The 18,729-nt window shown below is 43.7% G+C and carries 16 protein-coding genes and 1 tRNA gene; 11 read left to right on the forward strand and 6 right to left on the reverse strand.

The window, feature by feature from the left end; all coding sequences use genetic code 11:
• The first annotated feature begins 106 nt into the window (after positions 1–106).
• Together BEL05_RS20210 and BEL05_RS20215 are read left to right on the forward strand one after the other, a co-directional pair.
• Positions 107–194, forward strand: a tRNA-Ser gene (locus BEL05_RS20210).
• Between the two features lie 315 nt (positions 195–509).
• Complete coding sequence (locus BEL05_RS20215) at positions 510–1,385, forward strand: substrate-binding periplasmic protein (RefSeq protein ID WP_139151926.1); 876 nt, start codon at positions 510–512, stop codon at positions 1,383–1,385.
• 18 nt (positions 1,386–1,403) lie between these two features.
• Here BEL05_RS20215 and cls read toward each other — a convergent pair whose 3' ends face one another.
• Positions 1,404–2,870, reverse strand: coding sequence for a cardiolipin synthase (cls, locus tag BEL05_RS20220; protein WP_069672208.1), 1,467 nt, complete (start codon positions 2,868–2,870; stop codon positions 1,404–1,406).
• Between the two features lie 162 nt (positions 2,871–3,032).
• On the opposite strand from cls, the gene BEL05_RS20225 reads away from it, so the two are divergent.
• Positions 3,033–3,884: an endonuclease/exonuclease/phosphatase family protein gene (locus BEL05_RS20225; protein ID WP_069672209.1), complete on the forward strand. Its 852-nt coding sequence runs from the start codon at positions 3,033–3,035 to the stop codon at positions 3,882–3,884.
• Here the strand turns inward: BEL05_RS20225 and BEL05_RS20230 are convergent.
• Complete coding sequence (locus BEL05_RS20230) at positions 3,881–4,558, reverse strand: substrate-binding periplasmic protein (RefSeq protein WP_175427357.1); 678 nt, start codon at positions 4,556–4,558, stop codon at positions 3,881–3,883. The two genes, BEL05_RS20225 and BEL05_RS20230, sit on opposite strands and share 4 nt — an antisense overlap.
• 279 nt (positions 4,559–4,837) lie before the next feature.
• Here BEL05_RS20230 and BEL05_RS20235 point away from each other — a divergent pair, with 279 nt between their 5' ends.
• The 6 genes from BEL05_RS20235 to BEL05_RS20260 all read left to right on the forward strand — a co-directional run bounded on the left by BEL05_RS20235 (position 4,838) and on the right by BEL05_RS20260 (position 11,413).
• Complete coding sequence (locus tag BEL05_RS20235; protein ID WP_069672211.1) at positions 4,838–6,769, forward strand: RecQ family ATP-dependent DNA helicase; 1,932 nt, start codon at positions 4,838–4,840, stop codon at positions 6,767–6,769.
• A 136-nt stretch (positions 6,770–6,905) separates the two neighbouring features.
• Positions 6,906–8,672, forward strand: coding sequence for a DUF885 domain-containing protein (locus BEL05_RS20240; protein WP_069672212.1), 1,767 nt, complete (start codon positions 6,906–6,908; stop codon positions 8,670–8,672).
• 152 nt (positions 8,673–8,824) lie between these two features.
• Positions 8,825–9,505, forward strand: a complete 681-nt coding sequence (locus BEL05_RS20245) for a response regulator transcription factor (RefSeq protein ID WP_028763872.1) — start codon at positions 8,825–8,827, stop codon at positions 9,503–9,505.
• 175 nt (positions 9,506–9,680) lie between these two features.
• The gene (locus tag BEL05_RS20250) at positions 9,681–10,808 is read left to right on the forward strand and encodes a M14 family metallopeptidase (RefSeq protein ID WP_069672213.1); all 1,128 of its coding nucleotides are present in this window, start codon (positions 9,681–9,683) and stop codon (positions 10,806–10,808) included.
• A gap of 9 nt (positions 10,809–10,817) precedes the next feature.
• Positions 10,818–11,135, forward strand: a complete 318-nt coding sequence (locus BEL05_RS20255; RefSeq protein WP_028763874.1) for a hypothetical protein — start codon at positions 10,818–10,820, stop codon at positions 11,133–11,135.
• Positions 11,132–11,413, forward strand: a complete 282-nt coding sequence (locus BEL05_RS20260; RefSeq protein WP_028763875.1) for a YeaC family protein — start codon at positions 11,132–11,134, stop codon at positions 11,411–11,413. The genes BEL05_RS20255 and BEL05_RS20260 overlap by 4 nt, the downstream gene beginning before the upstream one ends.
• 73 nt (positions 11,414–11,486) lie before the next feature.
• On the opposite strand, the gene ansA is transcribed toward BEL05_RS20260, so the two are convergent.
• Both ansA and sppA read right to left on the reverse strand, forming a co-directional pair.
• Positions 11,487–12,500, reverse strand: a complete 1,014-nt coding sequence (gene ansA, locus BEL05_RS20265; RefSeq protein WP_069672214.1) for an asparaginase — start codon at positions 12,498–12,500, stop codon at positions 11,487–11,489.
• A gap of 98 nt (positions 12,501–12,598) precedes the next feature.
• Positions 12,599–14,440 (reverse strand): signal peptide peptidase SppA, encoded by a 1,842-nt coding sequence (sppA, locus tag BEL05_RS20270; RefSeq protein ID WP_028763877.1) that lies wholly within the window; start codon positions 14,438–14,440, stop codon positions 12,599–12,601.
• 155 nt (positions 14,441–14,595) lie between these two features.
• Here sppA and BEL05_RS20275 point away from each other — a divergent pair, with 155 nt between their 5' ends.
• Both BEL05_RS20275 and BEL05_RS20280 read left to right on the forward strand, forming a co-directional pair.
• Positions 14,596–16,611 (forward strand): NADPH-dependent 2,4-dienoyl-CoA reductase, encoded by a 2,016-nt coding sequence (locus tag BEL05_RS20275; protein WP_069672215.1) that lies wholly within the window; start codon positions 14,596–14,598, stop codon positions 16,609–16,611.
• Positions 16,612–16,733: 122 nt separating this feature from the next.
• Complete coding sequence (locus BEL05_RS20280; protein ID WP_245687040.1) at positions 16,734–17,180, forward strand: YciI family protein; 447 nt, start codon at positions 16,734–16,736, stop codon at positions 17,178–17,180.
• On the opposite strand, the gene yfaE is transcribed toward BEL05_RS20280, so the two are convergent.
• Both yfaE and nrdB read right to left on the reverse strand, forming a co-directional pair.
• On the reverse strand, positions 17,177–17,551 hold the full coding sequence (gene yfaE, locus BEL05_RS20285; protein ID WP_245687041.1) for a class I ribonucleotide reductase maintenance protein YfaE: 375 nt from the start codon (positions 17,549–17,551) through the stop codon (positions 17,177–17,179). The genes BEL05_RS20280 and yfaE overlap by 4 nt on opposite strands.
• Positions 17,541–18,671 (reverse strand): class Ia ribonucleoside-diphosphate reductase subunit beta, encoded by a 1,131-nt coding sequence (nrdB, locus tag BEL05_RS20290; protein ID WP_069672218.1) that lies wholly within the window; start codon positions 18,669–18,671, stop codon positions 17,541–17,543. Before nrdB ends, yfaE begins: the two co-directional genes overlap by 11 nt.
• Between the last annotated feature and the right edge of the window lie 58 nt (positions 18,672–18,729).

Here is an 18,729-nt window from a genome sequence, read left to right on the forward strand (position 1 = left end):
CGCTTGACGCAGCAGTTATTTAACTTGACCCACTTTGGCCTTTTGCGTAAAGTAGCGCCCCGTTAGCAAGCGAAAGTAGTGTTTACACCTACTGCTAACAAAAATTGGTGAGGTGTCCGAGTGGCCGAAGGAGCACGCCTGGAAAGTGTGTATACGGTAACGTATCGAGGGTTCGACTCCCTCTCTCACCGCCAAATAAAACAAAGGGAATCAGTCATACTGGTTCCCTTTGTTGTTTTAGCGCCAGAGTAACACTCAATAGGTCGAGTCCTTTCCGGTAGCAAATTCTCTAAATTGTCTTCTGATTTTATCGCTTATTGTTATTTAGTTATATCTCATCAACGGTCTCATCGATAGTGTTTGAATCCAGTCCAGCTCATTCAGTGGTCGTTGATACTGTCTCAGATAAAAACGTCTACACTTTGTAAATAGCCCCTCTTTAAAGCTCCTTTGGTATGGTAAATAAGCCTTTTAAAGCATTATTTGTTTTTTTCTTATCGTGTATATCATTGACCTTGTTTGCAAATGAAAAGAAAGTTGAGGTTGTTAGAACGGTTTCTGCGCAATCTGACACCGATACGGCACACTCCTACTTTACCAGTCTCATTTCGCTAGCTTTGAACTTATCTGAACCTAAATTTGGTGAAGCACAGCTTGTTGTTAGTTCAGAGCCGATGACCCAAGGTCGTTGGTTTCGGTTACTTGATGGCAGTGCTTATCTCGATGTGGTTTGGGCTGGGGCAAGTATTTCTCGTGATGTCGACTATCGTTTGATACCCGTTGATCTATTAGGAGGGATTTTAGGTATACGAGCAGTGATTATTAGAAAATCAGATAGACATAAATTTTTGGCGATAAAAAGCCGTGAAGATTTAAAAGGGCTAACGGCATGCCAAGGTCAACATTGGCCTGATACTGCAATACTTGAAGCTGCTCAGTTATCGGTGTTAACGGTCAATAAGTTTGAGTCAAACTTTTTGATGCTATCAAAGGGACGATGTGACTATTTTCCTAGAGGAATCCACGAAGGCTACAGTGAAATAGAACAATATCATATGCTTAATGGTAATGATTTGGTTATTTTTGATGATTTTCTCATCACCTATCCGTTTAACATGTGGTTCTATGTCGATAAAGATAACAGTGCATTGGCAGAACGCCTCACTTATGGATTAGAGATCGCTATTGCTAATGGCTCTTTTCTAAAGTTAATGCAAGAGCATGGCGTCACCAGCCATCTGTTCCCACTAAAAAAATGGAATAATAGAACCTTAATTCAACTCTCCAATCCTCTGCACCGTCCAACGGATGGGGCATCATCTTGGTGGTTGTTAGAAAAATATCCATTTTATCAACAGTTAAAGTGGGATGGCCATAACCCTTAAATCATTAATCAGTGATGATCATAACAATGGGCTGAAAAGATAAAACAGATGTTCTATAAAACGTTTGTATAAAGGCCTCTTTTGCCAACGCTTGTTATCTAATGTTTGCGATTTGGCTTTATACTCCTTAAGTAGCTTAGCGAGTTGCTGTGCAAACATTTGATCATCTACCAGAAGAGTGACCTCAAAGTTAAGCCATAGGCTGCGCAGATCTAGGTTCACAGTGCCTATTAAACAGTGTTCTTCGTCAATCAATACCGACTTTGTATGCAGTAAACCTCCTTCAAACCGATGAATATTCACACCTGCTTCTAATAGTTCGCCAAAGAATGACCGACTTGCCCACTTCACCATGGTTGAATCATTTTTGCGCGGGACGATGATATCAACCTCAAGACCTCTATGCGCTGCGTTAATTAGTGCTTTTTGGAGATTTTCACTGGGAACAAAGTAGGGGGTTGTGATGGTGATCTGTTTTTGCGCTTGGTAAAGACTCTGCAGTAGTACTTGATGGATTAAATCATCGGGCATGCCCGGACCTGATGGGATGACCTGCACGATCTTGGTACCGTGCGACATAGATTCTTTGAATGTGTCAAAGCTCTTAGGGGAGGCAGGTAGTGCTCGCTCATTGGTTTCAACTTCCCAATCCCAAGCGTTAACGGCGCTCAACACCGGAACAACAGGGCCGTTTACCCTGACCATGATATCTATCCAGTGTCCAACATGATTATTTTGTTTAAAATAGGCGGGATCCACTAGGTTCATGGAGCCTGTGTAGCCGATGGTATTGTCTATAACAACAATTTTGCGATGCAAACGGAGATCTAATCGTCGAAAAAACATCCTTAAAGGGCTAACTTTAAGGGCTTGAGTGATGGTCACTCCGCCCGCGCGCATCGACTCTGGCCAGTGTGATTTAAAAAAGTCGCGACTGCCGGCGGCATCCAATAAAATTTTCACATCAACACCGCGTGTGGCGGCGTCAATTGATGCAAGTGCGACCTTGTCAGCCATACCACCTGGATGCCAAATGTAAAACTCCATATGAACACTGTCTGTGGCGGAATTAATATCGTCAACCAGCGCCCCTAAAATCTGTGCTGGCGTCGTCTGTAACTCTAGATGATTACACGGGAGCGCGGGTATTCCAAGCCTATTGAGACACAGTTGAGTTAAGGATTCTGCATAGGCGCTATGAAACGTTGGCCGGTGCGGATGGTTGTCAGTCACCGACTTAAACCAGAGTGCATAAGGTCGATACATTGCCTTAGCTCTATCTGCACGGGTTTTACCTAAATTTAGCTCGCCAAATAGAATGTAGGCAAAAATGCCCAGAAGAGGGATAAAGTAGATCACAAGTAGCCAGGAGAACGCTACGCCAATCGAACGCCGCTTGGTTACCAGCCTGATAGAGATGGCGCCAAGAATCAGCCAATAAAGAATGACCCCAGCGATGGCTATAAATTGATGTACATTTTCCATGGAGGCTAATAATACCCAGAATAAAACGTGCTTTTAATGACCAAATTGTAAAGCCTTTTTCTTTAAATAGATAAGTTTATCGCTATTTTAATCAACTTGGGGCAGTGAATTCGTTTACACTAGCTCCGCGTTTGGTGTCTAAGGAATGTGCAAGGAACTAGGATGAAACTCAGGTCTGTTAAAACCGCTACTGTGATGGTGTTATGGCTAACCGTGGGCTATCTTTTCAGTGTCACCTTAATGAACGGTAAAGCGGAGGTTGTGATGGATGAGCAGGCCCATTTAATCAGTTCATCCTGTGGTCAGCATAATTCTACTCAGCCAATTGATAATAAGGGCGTACTCAACCTCGCGGTTTGGAATATCTATAAACAGAAAAAACCGCAGTGGCAACAGACGCTCACAAGCCTTGAGAACGATGCTAATTTAATCTTATTACAGGAAGCAAAACTCTCCCTAAAACTGGATAGGTTCATTACGGCTAATGGCCTCCATTTAGCCATGGCTAAAGCCTTTAAGCTCTTTAGTACACCTGTCGGTGTGATGAACCTTTCAACTGCGAGCCCCTCACACAGTTGTGCCTTTCATGCTATTGAACCCTGGATTAGATTCGCCAAATCATCGCTGGTATCAAGCTATTTACTCTCTAATGGACAAACCTTACTAGTGGTAAACCTTCATGGGATCAATTTTGATTGGCGTTTACAGCGTTATGAACAACAGTGGCAGGTTGTTGCTAAGAAAATTGCATTACATCAGGGGCCAGTGATTCTTGCGGGTGATTTTAATACTTGGCGCAATGAACGTCTGGAGATTGTCGAGGAATTGACGGCTCGATTGAAACTAAAAGAAGCCCGTTATAAGAGCGATTTTCGCCATAGGGTATTTGGATATCCCCTTGATCACCTTTATTACAGGGGCTTAAACTTGGTACACGCCGCCTCATTCAAAACAGCCGCATCCGATCATAACCCTATCGTAGCTCAATTTACCTTGATGGCCTCAGAGCACTAATCGTGCGCATAGATGCATGCATTGGTATTTTTATTAAATGTCGATAAAAACTGTGGGTATTTTTTTAGTAAGCGTTTACTAAAGTAGACTCCTAAGTTGTAATCCATATTTTCAATGACTTTAAAATCGGACATTGTGTATCCAGCTTTCAATACTTCTTCTTCAAACAGCAGTGCATTTTCCATAATGGCGTCAATACGTTTATTACTCAGTAATTTGACCAATTGCTCAATACTTCCAAATTGTCGTATTTTTTGAAATTCATTTTTATGCAGCCAGTGGTCGGTATTAGAGTGAATTCGTGTACCAAATACTGCGCTGGCTTTGAGTGAATCAATGTCAGTGCTAAGCGTGCTATCTTTGTGCAGATAGAACTTCCATTTTTGCTCGATAAAAGTGTTGCTGAGTACTGCAAACTCATCGCGCCACTCATTTTGTGAGGCGGCAAAAAATGCATCATATTGGCCTGTCTTAACACCGTTTTGGGCGCGGCCCCATGGTACGAATACAACCTTATATCTTTGTTTCATCTTAGCCATTACACAACGCAGTGCATGAATACTGAAGCCTGTTTGTATGCCATTGACCTCTTGTTGATACGGTGGCCAGTGTTGAGTCGCTATGGTGATATGGTTAGGAAATTCGGAATCTGTTGCAGTAGCAAAGCCACTCACAAAAAATAGTGAATAAAGTGCGTAACAATAAGGTTTAGCAATTCTAATTAGGTTATTGAAAATCAATTTAATACGCGCTTTTATTAGGCGAACACTGAGATCATTGTAGTAACCTTGTGGGGGTTGTCAAAGGATAGTTGCCGCTGTGGTGATGGTTGGCCCAAAGCTTAAACGTATTCGATCCCATTAATTTGCCGAGATTTAATCCCATAATGTGTCTTGCGCGCGGATGCACAGCAAGGCAGACTTGTTTCATTAATATCTGACGGACACTAGGTCTTGCAAAAACTCCTTAAACAGCATTTTGGTTTTGAACATTTTAGAGCAGGTCAACAGGCTGTTATTGACACCATAATGTCTGGTCGCAGCGCTGCCGCAATTTTTCCTACGGGATCTGGAAAGTCCCTTTGTTATCAATTGCCTGCATTATGCCTGCCTCATCTAACGTTAGTCGTGTCGCCACTGCTTGCGTTAATCCAAGATCAGTTATCTTTTTTGGCAAGCAGAGGGATCCCAGCCGCAAGCATTGACTCTACTCAAACACGAGAAGAAGCGGCGAGGGTGATGCAAGGGGTTAAGCTTGGGGAAATCAAGATACTAATGATTTCGGTTGAACGTTTTAACAATGAACGATTTCGAGAGTTTATTGGCAATATTCCAGTGTCTTTATTAGTTGTCGACGAGGCGCATTGTATCTCTGAATGGGGCCATAACTTTCGGCCTGACTACCTGAAATTGCCAAGTTATCAGAGAGAATTGGGGATCCCACAGACGTTATTGTTGACGGCAACGGCAACGACAAAAGTGATTGAAGATATGGGGCGTAAGTTTGCAATAGATTCTGCGGATATCACAACTACAGGTTTTTATCGAGCCAACTTAAATTTACACGTTAAAGGTACCAAAGAATCCGCCAAAGAAACTGTGTTGGTTAAGTGGATCGCAGCACGTGCTAATCAAAGTGGCATTGTCTACGTCACTCTACAGCAAACTGCTGAGGTGGTCGCTAAGGCACTGCGCGGCGCAAGTATTAATGCGATGGCCTACCATGCCGGAATGGACAACGAGCGGCGCCAATCTATTCAAGGTGCGTTCATGACCGGAGAATGCCCAGTTATCGTGGCCACAATTGCCTTTGGCATGGGAGTCGACAAGAGTGATATTCGGTTTGTTGTTCACTATGATCTCCCTAAGTCGATTGAGAATTACGCCCAGGAGATAGGTAGGGCGGGAAGAGACGGGCAAGCCTCAGATTGTCTGGTCTTAGCCAATACCGACAACCTTAACGTGCTGCAAAACTTTGTTTATGGTGATACGCCAGAAAAAAGCGCCATTGCTGATGTATTAGCTGATATAGCCTGTGCTGCATCTTCTGGAACTCGATGGGAAATCATGTTTAACAGCCTGTCGGCTAAAACTAATATCAGAATACTCAGTTTAAAAACGTTATTAGTGTACTTAGAGATGCTTGCGTTTATTAAGCCCACATTGAGTTATTTTGCAGAGTATCGGTTTAAATTACTCATCGATGAAAAACAGTTAGTCGCCAAGTTTGACGCAGAGCGAGGCCAATTTATTTCCGCGATACTTGCTAGCAGCGCGAAAGCAAAAATATGGTATACCTTGGACTTTGGTGCGTTAAACCACATTTATCCTAGCGACAGAGGTCGAGTCGTTGCAGCAATCAACTATTTTGAAGAGCAGGGGCTAATAGAGCTACAAACTAAGCAGATGACCCAAGTTTACGAAGTACTTGTACAACATATCGACGTTGAGTCCCTTTCTGCGCAGTTATACCAAAAATTTATTGATAAAGAGGTCAGCGAGATTGCGCGTATAGATGCCATGATCGCCATGTTAGCCAGTGAGACTTGTCTTAGTCGTGCGCTGTCTAACTACTTTGCCGATCATCAGCTCACTCACAACTGCGGTCATTGTTCTGTCTGTCTATCAGGGCAGGCCACTCTGCCTCGTAGTAGCCAGCTCACGCCTCTGGCATCTTTAGACTTTAAGCAAACTTGCGCCGACTTGATTGCGAAACTTGGCTCAGCCGCAAGTAACATTTTGCTGACTAGAGCCCTATGTGGACTGACTACACCAATATTTGCCAAGCTTAGGTTGCGACAAATCAGCGGCTTTGGTCTCTTAGAGCGCTATCCATTTTCTGAGGTAAGAGATTGGGTAACAGCGCACCGCGGTGATGTTAACTGATCAAATACAACACTTTGTAACAAGCTTTTTCAAGCGCAAGGCTTTAGCTGCATTTTGCAAGCGAACATGATTAACTACGGCGCGAGATCACCGATAGTAACAATGATAAAAACAAAATAAATTAGGGAATAGCATAATGAAAAAAACGATGTTGGCGGCAGCCATCCTAATCGGTCTAACTGGATTGACTGCATGTCAGTCAAAAAAGGCACCAGAAGCCGCAGTGACTAGTGTTGAGCAAGCCAGTGCATTTACCCATTTTTCTGAGCAGTTCATCGAAGCATTTTGGCAAGAAGCGCCTACCTGGGCGCTATACAGTGGTTATCATAAATATGATGGTGTGCTTAAGGTGCCAAATTCAGCCAGCCGCACCGATTCTCTAGCCTTTATCAATGGTCAACTTGCACAGCTGAAACAGTTTGATCTCCAGTCTTTAAGCCCTAAAGATCTAATTGACTACCGTTTGATTGAAAACCTTCTTGAACGTGACCGTTGGGAGATAGAGACATTTAAGTCTTGGCAATGGGATCCGTCGTCATACAATGTTGCAGGTGGTTTTGCTCAGTTGATAAATGAAGAGTTTGCACCGCTCGATGATCGTTTGCGCTCATTTTTAGCACGTATGGAAAATGTACCCGCTTATTATGTGGCTGCTAGAGAAAATATCAGCAACCCAACTCTAGAACATACACAACTTGCGGTCATGCAAAATCAAGGTGCATTTTCGGTGTTCTCCGATCAATTGTTAGAGATGGTCGATAAGTCAGGCCTAAGCAAAGAAGAAAAAGCACTGTTCAACACTCGATTTGAGTTGGCAACGACATCAATTAAACAACACATTGAATGGCTATCGTCACTAGAAAGTAAACTTGAAACTGACGGCGCACGTAGTTTCCGTATCGGAGAGGCGCTGTACGAGCAAAAATTTGCTTTTGATATTCAATCCGGCATGACGGCAAAGCAGTTATATGAGAAAGCGGTTGCAGATAAAAATCGTGTGCAGCGTGAAATGGCAAAGATCACTACGAGCCTTTGGTCCAAGTATTTCAGTTCCCCTATGCCGTCGGATGCTAATCTGGCAACACGCCAACTGATCGACAAACTGTCGACTAAACATGTTAAACGCCAGGACTTTGTCGATGAAGTCCGTGCGCAAATTCCGGAGTTGGTTAAGTTTGTCAACGAGAAACAGTTGGTCACACTCGATCCAAACAAACCTTTGGTTGTGCGTGAAACCCCAGAATATATGCGAGGCTTTGCCGGCGCGTCTATCAGTGCTCCTGGCCCCTATGAGAAGTCAAGCAATACCTATTACAACGTCACCCCGTTAGATGGTATGAGCGAAGAGTCTGCGGAGAGTTATCTACGTGAATACAACCACTGGATACTGCAGGTACTCAATATCCATGAAGCGATACCAGGCCATTACACTCAGTTGGTTTACTCTAATGAATCACCAAGTTTGATTAAAAGCCTGTTTGGTAACGGCGCTATGGTCGAAGGTTGGGCTGTGTACACAGAGCGTATGATGTTAGAAGAGGGCTATGGTAATTTTGAGCCAGAGATGTGGCTGATGTACTACAAATGGAATTTACGGGTGATTGCTAACACCATTCTCGATTACAGCATTCAAGTTAATGGCATGACAGAAGATGAAGCAATAAAACTGATGACGGAAGAAGCATTTCAACAACGTGCTGAAGCCGAAGGTAAATGGCGACGTGCGACATTGAGCCAAGTTCAATTAACCAGTTACTATGCTGGCTATCGCGAGATTTATGACTTTCGCGAGGAGTTGAAAGTCAAAGAGGGGGATAAATTTGATCTTAGAAATTTCCACGAATCCTTCTTAAGCTATGGAAGTGCGCCTGTTAAGCACATTAGAACATTAATGATGAACTAGAAGCGTTAATATAAAAAAAGGCTGCTTATTGCAGCCTTTTTTGTGGGCGTTTGATACAGGTCTCAAACCCTAAGCAAATAATAAAAATCTACTAGCAACCACTCAAAAAAAACGGTAACCTTAATGATAATGATTATCGTTAAGGTTGTGTGATGTGTAAGGTGTTAGTGGTTGATGATGAATTGGTGTCACGAGAGATGTTGGCAAACTCTTTATTATCATTAGGTTATATTGTGCACTGTGTCGATGATGGACTACAAGCTTTAGAAGCGCTTAATCAATATACCTTTGATCTGATTTTATTAGACATAGATATGCCTAAACTCGATGGTTTTGGTTTCTTAAAAACAAGAACCAATAAACTACCAGTCATTCTTGTTTCATCCAAGAATAGTGAGGATAGACGCGTAAAGGGATATGAACTTGGCGCAGATGATTTTTTATCTAAGCCTTTTAGCATCAGGGAGTTATCGGCAAGAATGACCGCATTAATACGAAGAATAGACATAGTTAAAACTAATGATGAAACCTCAAGTCGATTTAAGGTTGGAGAGATAGATTTTAATGAGGTGGATACCAGCATCATGGTGGGCCATAGAAAGCTAAAGTTAACTCAAACCGAATTTGACTTGTTTCGCTATCTGTTTGATCGAAAGGGTGAAGTCGTGACTAAGCAGGAGTTACAGCGTAGTGTGCTCAATAAAGAGTTAGGCCAGTATGATCGTAACCTCGATATGCATATTAGTAATACCCGACGTAAACTGGCGGAGACCGAGCTACCCAAGTCGCTGATCAATACGATTCGAGGGCAAGGTTACAGCTTTAGTGCTTAAGTCTTGGCATTGGGCGTTTTGCTCTCACTATATTCTTTTGGGAATAAATAATCACTCGACACTAAGATGCAGTTTTTTTATCGTTCGCCACTGCGAAATTGCAGCTAATTAGTTTATCCTATGGGCATTGACGAGGCTTCGAGCCTTGCGTTTTTACCCTAATAAAGGAATAGATATGTTGATCACTGCTAACTTTGATGGCGGAAATATAGAAGTCATTAACCAAGACGATATTAATGATGTGCAACTTGCTATTAGGCCAGATGAAGGTGGTGAGTTTTTTCAATGGTTTAACTTCAAACTCCACGGCAATGTCGGTCAACGTTACACGCTCAATATCGTTAATGCCGATAAAGCGTCATATACTAAAGGCTGGGAAGATTACCAAGCTGTTGCTACATACGACAGACAACAGTGGTTTAGACTGCCGACCTCTTATCAAGATGGTAAGCTCACAATTGAGGTGGATCTTGATTGTGAAACAATTCAAATTGCGTATTTTGCACCATACAGTTATGAGCGCCACCAAGACTTGTTAAGTGCGGTTCAAGTGCATCCATTAGTGTCACTTGAGCAATTAGGATTGACCCTTGATGGACGTGATTTGACGTTAGTTAAGGTCGGTGATGATGATGAAGATAAAGCCAACATTTGGATCACAGCAAGACAGCACCCAGGTGAAACCATGGCCGAATGGCTGGTTGAAGGTCTACTGAATAACTTGTTAGATAGCGATTGCCCAACAGCAAAAGCGCTGTTAGATAAAGCGAACTTTTACATCGTGCCAAACATGAATCCAGATGGCAGTGTTCGTGGTCATCTGCGTACCAATGCTATAGGGGTTAACCTTAACCGCGAATGGCAAAGCCCTTCACTAGAGAAAAGTCCTGAAGTTTACCATGTGGTCAACAAGATGAAGGAAACAGGGGTTAACCTTTATTACGATGTGCATGGCGATGAGGGCTTACCTTATGTCTTCTTAGCCGGTTGTGAAGGTGTTCCTCGTTACACGGAGTCTATGGCCGCGTTACAAACCTCATTTGTCGATGCTCTACTGATGGCCAGTGCTGATTTTCAAAATGAGTTTGGCTATGACAAGGATGAGCCAGGCAAAGCCAACCTCACCGTCGCCTCTAATTGGGTTGCAGAAACCTTTGGTTGCTTATCCAATACTTTAGAGATGCCGTTTAAAGACAACGCCAATATGTCTGATCCTATGTCTGGTTGGTCGCCTGAGCGTTCAATTTACCTAGGTGAAGCCTCATTACTTGCGATGTTGGCTGTTGTTGACAAATTGAAATAGGGTAACAAGATGGCGCTAGTTGAATGTCCAAGTTGTAGTAAGCGCATTTCAAGTGTTGCTAAGGCGTGTCCGCACTGTTCATCTAAACTGAGTGGTGAAAACGAATCGCTTAACCGTATTAGCCACATTAAGCGCAGTAATCAGTTAATGAATCAGAGTTTTTTTGCCATGACACTGTTTATTGCTGGCGTCGTAATATGGTTTTGGGGCGGAGAGCCTGCAGAGGGAGTGCGTGCAACCGTTGCTGGCGCCTGTTTTGTCTTTGGATTTGTGGGTTATCTAATAGCTAGAGTTCGTATTGTGCTTCATAAGCGGAAAAGTGTATGACAGATATTAATAAGATGATTGATGAGATGCCCGATGAGGTTTACGCGCGTTTACTTAGCGCCGTAGAACTGGGGAAATGGGAAGATGGTAGCGTGTTATCAGCTGAGCAGCGAGATTCTACTCAGCAGTTAGTGATGCTTTACCAAGCCAGGCGTTTAAATCAAACCGATCATTTCACCATTAATCGTCAAGGAGGGGTCAATGAGCTCTCTAAAGCGGAGCTTAAGCGTCAATTTAAAGGCGAGAATATTGCAGCCTTTAAAGAAGATGAGTTGTAATTTGGCCCGTCGATAATTGGCCCAATGAAAGTAATAAAGCCCCTAATACTGCTCAGTATATTAGGGGCTTTTTTTAATCTTCAGTAAGTTCGCCAAATAGATTTTTCTGCATCAAGCTTCTGATCTCTTCGACGCCATATTTGGTCGATAACAGATAATGTAATTTTGTCAGTGCAGCTTCGGTCGTCATATCAAAGCCACTGATAACACCGGCTTTAGCAAGAGCGTTGCCAGTGGCGTAACCGCCCATATTTACTTTGCCCTGCAAACATTGGGTGAGATTGACTAACACAATGCCGCGGTCATTTGCTTTTCTAAGACAATCGAGTAATTGTGGGTTTTGTGGCGCATTGCCAACCCCATATGTAAGCAGAATAAGTGCTTTAACAGGTTGCTGTAAAATGTTGTCGATGATCTGATTGGTGATCCCCGGGTAAAGAGTGACTACACCAATAGGTTGCGGGCTAATCGTCGCCACTTCCAATCTATTTTCACTGGTGTGACTGATTTTGCCAGCCTTCATTCTTATCTTGATTCCAGCTTCTAACAGCATAGGGAAATTTGGCGAGGCAAAGGCATCAAAACCGTCGGCATGTGCTTTGGTGGTGCGATTTCCTCTAAACAGTTTGTTGTTGAAAAACAGACAGACTTCGGCAACGGGATAGTTGGCGGCAATGTACAGCGCATTCAATAAGTTTGTTTGACCGTCTGAACGGAGCTGCGCCAGTGGGATCTGTGATCCAGTGACAATTACAGGTTTGGTCAGCCCTTGAAGCATAAAAGAGAGTGCTGAAGCGGTGAATGCCATGGTGTCGGTACCATGCAATATAACGAATCCATCGTATTTGTCATAGTTGGCTTTAATGTCGTTGGCAATCATCTGCCAATCGGTAGGGGCCATATTGGAAGAGTCTATTAGCGGCTGATATTCGCTGATCTCAAAGTGGGGCATCTCTTCATGGAAAAACTCCGGCATATCATTGACACAATCGGTTAAAAACCCAGGCACAGGCGCGAAGCCATTTGCGGTTTTCTGCATCCCTATGGTGCCACCAGTGTACGCAACGTAGATGGAACGTTTTTTCATTGTGCTTCTTACTATAGTTATTGCCGAGGGTGGCGAGATTATACTGAGGAAAGGAATAATAAAAAAGCCCGCTTCAGCGGGCTTTTGTTTAATGGTTACTAAAAGTTACAGGTATCGCAGTACAGATAAACGCCATTAGGATCATCAAAGGCATTAAACTCTTCAGCTATATGACTAAATTGCGATAGAAGTTGCTCTAGCATTCCGCCTTGTTGACTGCTCATCGGCAGGTACACTGAAACCGTGGCAAACATCTCTTGAATAAACTGTTCTTGAGGCGTTAACTCCTGTTCAATGAGTTGAGTGTCAAACTTTTCAAGTTTTGCGAGCTCAGCGGCCTTAGTGATGGCAACGTCTAGATCTCCTAGCTCGTCGACCAACCCAAGCTCAAGCGCTTTTTTACCGGACCAAACCCGGCCCTGCGCTATGCCATCGACCTGTTCTAAGTCCATATCACGTTCGTTGGCAACCAAAGAAATAAAGTCATGGTAGCCGCGTTCAATGTGACGTTGAATTATCGCTTTTAAGTCCTCACTAATCCCTTTAGTGGTGGAGAACCCTGCCCAATCAGAGGTTGCTACGCCGTCAGTGTGTATACCTATACTGGCGAGGGAATCTTCGAATGTGGTGACCATGCCGAAAATACCAATAGAGCCTGTGAGGGTAGTAGGCGTTGCAAAGATATAATCTGCACTCGCCGATATCCAATAACCACCGGACGCAGCGTAGCTTCCCATGCTGACCACTACAGGCTTGTTAGCTGCTTTAAGTGCGAGTACCTCTTGGCGGATCTGCTCTGATGCAAAAGCACTGCCACCAGGACTATCAACGCGAAGCACAACGGCTTTAACCGTCTCGTCGAAACGAGCTTTACGTAGCAACGCCGAGGTACTTTCGCCACCAATTTGGCCCGCTGGTTGGTTACCATTAAGAATGTTGCCTTTAGCGACGACTATGCCAACGGCATCTTCGATAATAAGCGGTGGTTGCTCCTGCACTAAGGTTTGATAATCATAGAAGCTAATCTGTTTATACTGGTCACCGTCACTGGCTTCGCCCACTTGGGCAATCATATCTAAGCGAAATTGTTCAGCCGAAACTAACTTATCAACCCAGCCCATATTAAGTGCCATATCAGAAGAGCGCCCCTTGGCTTTATCTAATTCACTGATATAACGATCGGCACTCAACACTATATCTTCAGGGTTGATGTTACGATTTTTCGCGACTGTGGCTTCATAGCTAGACCAGATATCACCGAGCAGTTCGGTATTGGCTTGTTTTGCAGCATCTGACATGTCATCTCGTAGGAATGGTTCTACTGCAGACTTAAAGGTACCAACACGGAACACGTGAGCCTTAATTTTTAGCTTATCTAACGCAGACTTGTAATATTGGCGATAACGGCTTAAACCATTAATTTCGACAGAACCTTGAGTATTGAGATAAATTGTATCGGCAAAGCTCGCTAAGAAATATTGATTCTGCCCATACCAATTACCTATAGCAGTGATCGGTTTACCTGACTCTTTAAAGCGGCTGAGTGCATCACCAATGCTTTGTAATTTACTGATGCCGGTCCATTGTAGGTGACCTACATCTAACACTATTGAAGAGATGCGTTTGTCGCTCGCTGCGTTATCAATGGTATGAATAAGCTCTGACAGTAGAATTTCTCCGCTTCCGTCATTGGCTTTACCATTTTTCATTACAGCTTCAATGGGATCAATTTGTCGTTTTTGTTCAACAACAGCACCAGCAAGGTCCAATACTAAAGCAGAACCATCTTCGACTACAGGCATATCATCACTGCTCAATGCAACGATGACAATGGCTAAGAAACCAAAGAAAAACAGGTTGAGGATCACTTTACGGGTACCGTTTATGGTGTTCCACAAAATGGTTAAGATCCTTTTAAAAATTGAAGGTTTAGCGGACATTCTCCACTCCTATATTAGGTCATTGCTTCTATGCTAACTGAAATTCTATTACGTAGCTAAACACAATTGTAAATGAATCTTATCTTTTGACTGTTGAGCTTAAAACCAACAAGAGGTATGCTGATTTAAATCACTTGTTTAAAAAGGATGTTTGAATGTCGTTTCCGCATTTATTAGAACCCTTAGATTTGGGCTTTACCCAGCTTAAAAACCGCGTGTTAATGGGCTCTATGCACACAGGTTTAGAAGAAGAAAAGGGCGGTTTTGAGAAACTGGCAGCATTTTATAAAGAGCGCGCAATAGGGGGCGTAGGACTGATCGTTACAGGTGGCATATCGCCAAACCTGCGAGGCAGATTAGCGCCACACGCATGCCAGTTAAGTTTTCCATGGCAAGTAAACAAGCACAAAATAGTCACGCAAGCAGTACATGAAGCAGACGGCAAAATTTGTATGCAGATCTTGCATGCTGGCCGCTATGGTTACCATCCGTTTTCACAAGCGCCAAGTAAGATCAAGTCACCCATCACCCCGTTTACGCCTTCGGCAATGTCATCGCGCCAAGTTAAAGGCACTATTAAGGACTACGCAACGTCAGCGGCACTGGCTAAAAAAGCCGGTTATGACGGTGTTGAAGTGATGGGTTCTGAAGGCTACTTAATCAATCAATTTATCTGTGCACGTACCAATAAACGTACCGATGAGTGGGGTGGTGCTTACCAAAATCGTGTTCGCTTCCCACTAGCAATCGTCAACGCTATTCGGGAGAAAGTGGGCAAGGATTTTATTATCATTTTCCGTCTGTCGATGCTCGACCTTGTCGATAATGGATCGACATGGGATGAAGTGGTAACGCTTGCTAAGTCGTTGGAGCAAGCTGGTGTATCGATTATTAATACGGGTATTGGTTGGCATGAGGCTCGAGTACCGACAATTGCGACCAGTGTTCCTCGCGGTGCCTTTGCTTGGGTAACGGAAAAACTGAAAAGCGAGGTTAAGTTGCCATTAGTGGCGACCAACCGTATCAACACGCCAGAGATCGCAGAACATATTCTTGCCTCGGGTCAAGCAGACATGGTCTCTATGGCACGGCCATTTCTTGCAGATGCTGAATTTGTTAATAAGGCCGCTGCAAACGAGAGTCAGCTGATTAATACCTGTATCGGTTGTAATCAAGCCTGTCTCGACCATACCTTCTCACTCAAGCGTGCGACCTGCTTGGTTAACCCTAGAGCATGTTATGAAACTGAGCTTAACTTCACCCCTGCGCAGATAAAGAAGCGTATTGCTGTGATGGGGGCGGGTCCTGCAGGTATGGCATTCTCTATCTATGCGGCAAGCCGCGGCCATAAAGTTGTGGTGTTTGAAGCAAAGTCAGAGGTGGGGGGACAGTTTAATTTGGCACGAAAAATCCCGGGTAAAGAGGAGTTTGACGAAACCATTCGTTACTTCACCGAGCAGATGAAACGTCACCATGTAGAACTACGCCTTGACACGCGCCTGGATGCGTCAGTTGTGAGGGATGAGCAGTTTGATGAAGTGGTCATTGCTGCAGGTGTCGTGCCGCGTCGTATCGATCTGCCTGGCTTTGATAATGAAAGAGTCGTCACCTACCAGCAAGTGCTCAGTGGTGAAGTCACTGTTGGTGAGCGCGTGGCCTTAATTGGTGCCGGTGGCATAGGTTTTGATATGGCGCATTTCTTAGGTGAAGATGAATCATCTACCCTACATCCTGAAAAATGGTTGAAGCAGTGGGGCATAGACAAAAGTTACGCTGATAGAGGTGGGCTCATAGCGCCAGAGCTTGATTCACCCCATCGAAAAATCTACCTGTTGCAGCGTAAGACTAGCAAGATGGGGAAAGGACTGGGTAAAACCACAGGTTGGATCCATCGTAGCGTGCTTAAACATCACCAAGTCGAGATGAAGACTGGGGTGAACTACGAGTCGTTTGATGAACAGGGTCTACATATCAGTATGGATGGTGAGGCGAGCGTACTCGCCGTTGACAATGTCATTTTATGTGCAGGGCAAGAGTCAAATCGTACTTTGGTCGATGAGATGAAAAGCACGGGTTTGCCGGTGCACCTTATTGGCGGCGTAGACGTGGCGGCTGAACTCGATGCTAAGCGAGCTATTCGTCAAGGTGCTGAGCTAGCAACACAGTTGTAGCTCAGTATTAGTCAGTGTAAAAGGGTCTGATTACAGACCCTTTTTTTTGGCTAGAGTTTGCCAAATAGCCATATTATTGCCATGTTATCATCAATCGTTAACCACTGAATGAGAAGATACTGGTGAAACTAAACGAATTATTAGTCGGATTAATATTGGCTTTGTACGGCAGTCAGGCATCAGCGAAGTTTGATGCTGAATTAGCCGCTCAGCTTGGGGCTGATCAATATGGGATGAAAAGTTATGTGATGGCGTTTTTAAAACGCGGTCCCAATCGAGGACAGACTGAAGCGGAGGCTGCACGTCTTCAACGTGCGCATTTAGATAATATTAGCCGTTTAGCCAAAGTTGGAAAGCTAGTACTGGCCGGTCCCTTTATGGACGAAGGTGATATACGGGGGATCTATATTTTTAATGTAGCCACGGTGAAAGAGGCAACTGCATTAACCGAATCAGATCCTGCCATTAAAGCTGGTCGCTTGGTGATGGAACTTCATCCTTGGTATGGCAGTGCTGCATTGATACAGGTCAATGCTGTTCATCAACAGATTGCTAAGGAAGGGATTTAATTTTCATTGCTGACCAGTTGTGGTTCTTGCTCAATATTGTTTGTTTGATGGCAATGTTGGCGCGGAGTCACTACTTCAGCACCATTAGCCGATAGCGCTAAGTCGAGATCCGTCTCTGGAGAACAGCAGCAGGGTAGGCATTCATTAGCCTCAAGTTCAACTAAAGGCACGGTGTGATAGCGCACAGTGCCTTTATTGATTTTTGTCTTACAGGCACCACAAAAGCCGTTACGACATTCTGAGAATATCTTTACTTTCTTTTGTTCTAATGCGTCTAACAAGCTGGTGTGCTGCGCTGTGTATAACAGCGCAGGTTGACCTTGAAGACTGACAATAGGTGCCTTTGTAAACGTGGCGTTATTAAAGGTCAAAGTCTGCAAACTCGCTTTCGTCAATCGATGAATCGATTTGACCAACAAGGTAGGAGGAGACTTCAACTTCTTGTGGTGCAACTTGTACTGCATCACTCTCTAGCCAGTTCTTCATCCAAGGGAGCGGGTTACTCTGCTCTTCGTAAGGACTAGGGAAGTTAACGGATCTCATGCGTTCGTTAGTAATATATTCAACATACTGACATAAAATCTGTTCATTCAAACCTATCATAGAACCATCTTTAAATAGGTATTTCGCCCACTCTTTTTCTTGCTCTGCAGCCTTAATAAAAATATCGATAGCAGTCTGTTCACACTCCTTGGCAATTTCACCCATCTCAGGGTCATCTTTGCCACCTTGCATGATTTTAAGAATGTGTTGGGTGCTATTTAGATGGAGCGCTTCGTCACGAGCAATAAGACGAATGATCTTAGCGTTACCTTCCATCACTTTACGTTCAGCAAAGGCAAACGAACAGGCAAAGCTGACATAGAAGCGGATAGCTTCAAGTACGTTTACCGATACCATGCACAAATAGAGCGCCTTTTTGATTTCACGTTTAGTGACATCAATCATTTCTCCATCGATTTCGTGGGTACCTTCGCCGAGTAGGTGATAAGCCTGACTTAGCTGAATAAGCTTGTCATAGTAGATTGCAATGTCAGTGGCGCGTTTTAAAATTTCCTCGTTTTCAACGATATCGTCAAACACAACAGAGGGGTCATTAACGATATTACGAATAATATGTGTGTATGAACGCGAGTGAATAGTTTCAGAAAACGACCAAGTTTCAATCCAGGTCTCTAATTCAGGTAACGATACCAGTGGTAAAAATGCCACATTTGGTGAGCGACCTTGAATAGAGTCAAGCAAGGTTTGATATTTTAGGTTTGAGATAAAGATATGTTTCTCATGGTCCGGCAGGGCCGCATAATCAATTTTATCTTTACTGACATCAACTTCCTCTGGGCGCCAGAAAAAAGATAACTGCTTTTCAATAAGTTTCTCGAAAACTTCATATTTCTGGAGATCGTAACGTGCAACGTTAACTGACTGCCCTAAAAACATAGGTTCTAGTTGAGCGTTATTTGCTGTCTGACAAAATGTTGAGTAGGCCATTTTTCTATCTTCCGATACATGGGGGGCAAGCCCCCTTTAATTCGCATTAAATACTGGT

It is taken from the genome of Shewanella colwelliana (assembly GCF_001735525.1).
In the GTDB taxonomy this organism is placed as follows: domain Bacteria; phylum Pseudomonadota; class Gammaproteobacteria; order Enterobacterales; family Shewanellaceae; genus Shewanella; species Shewanella colwelliana.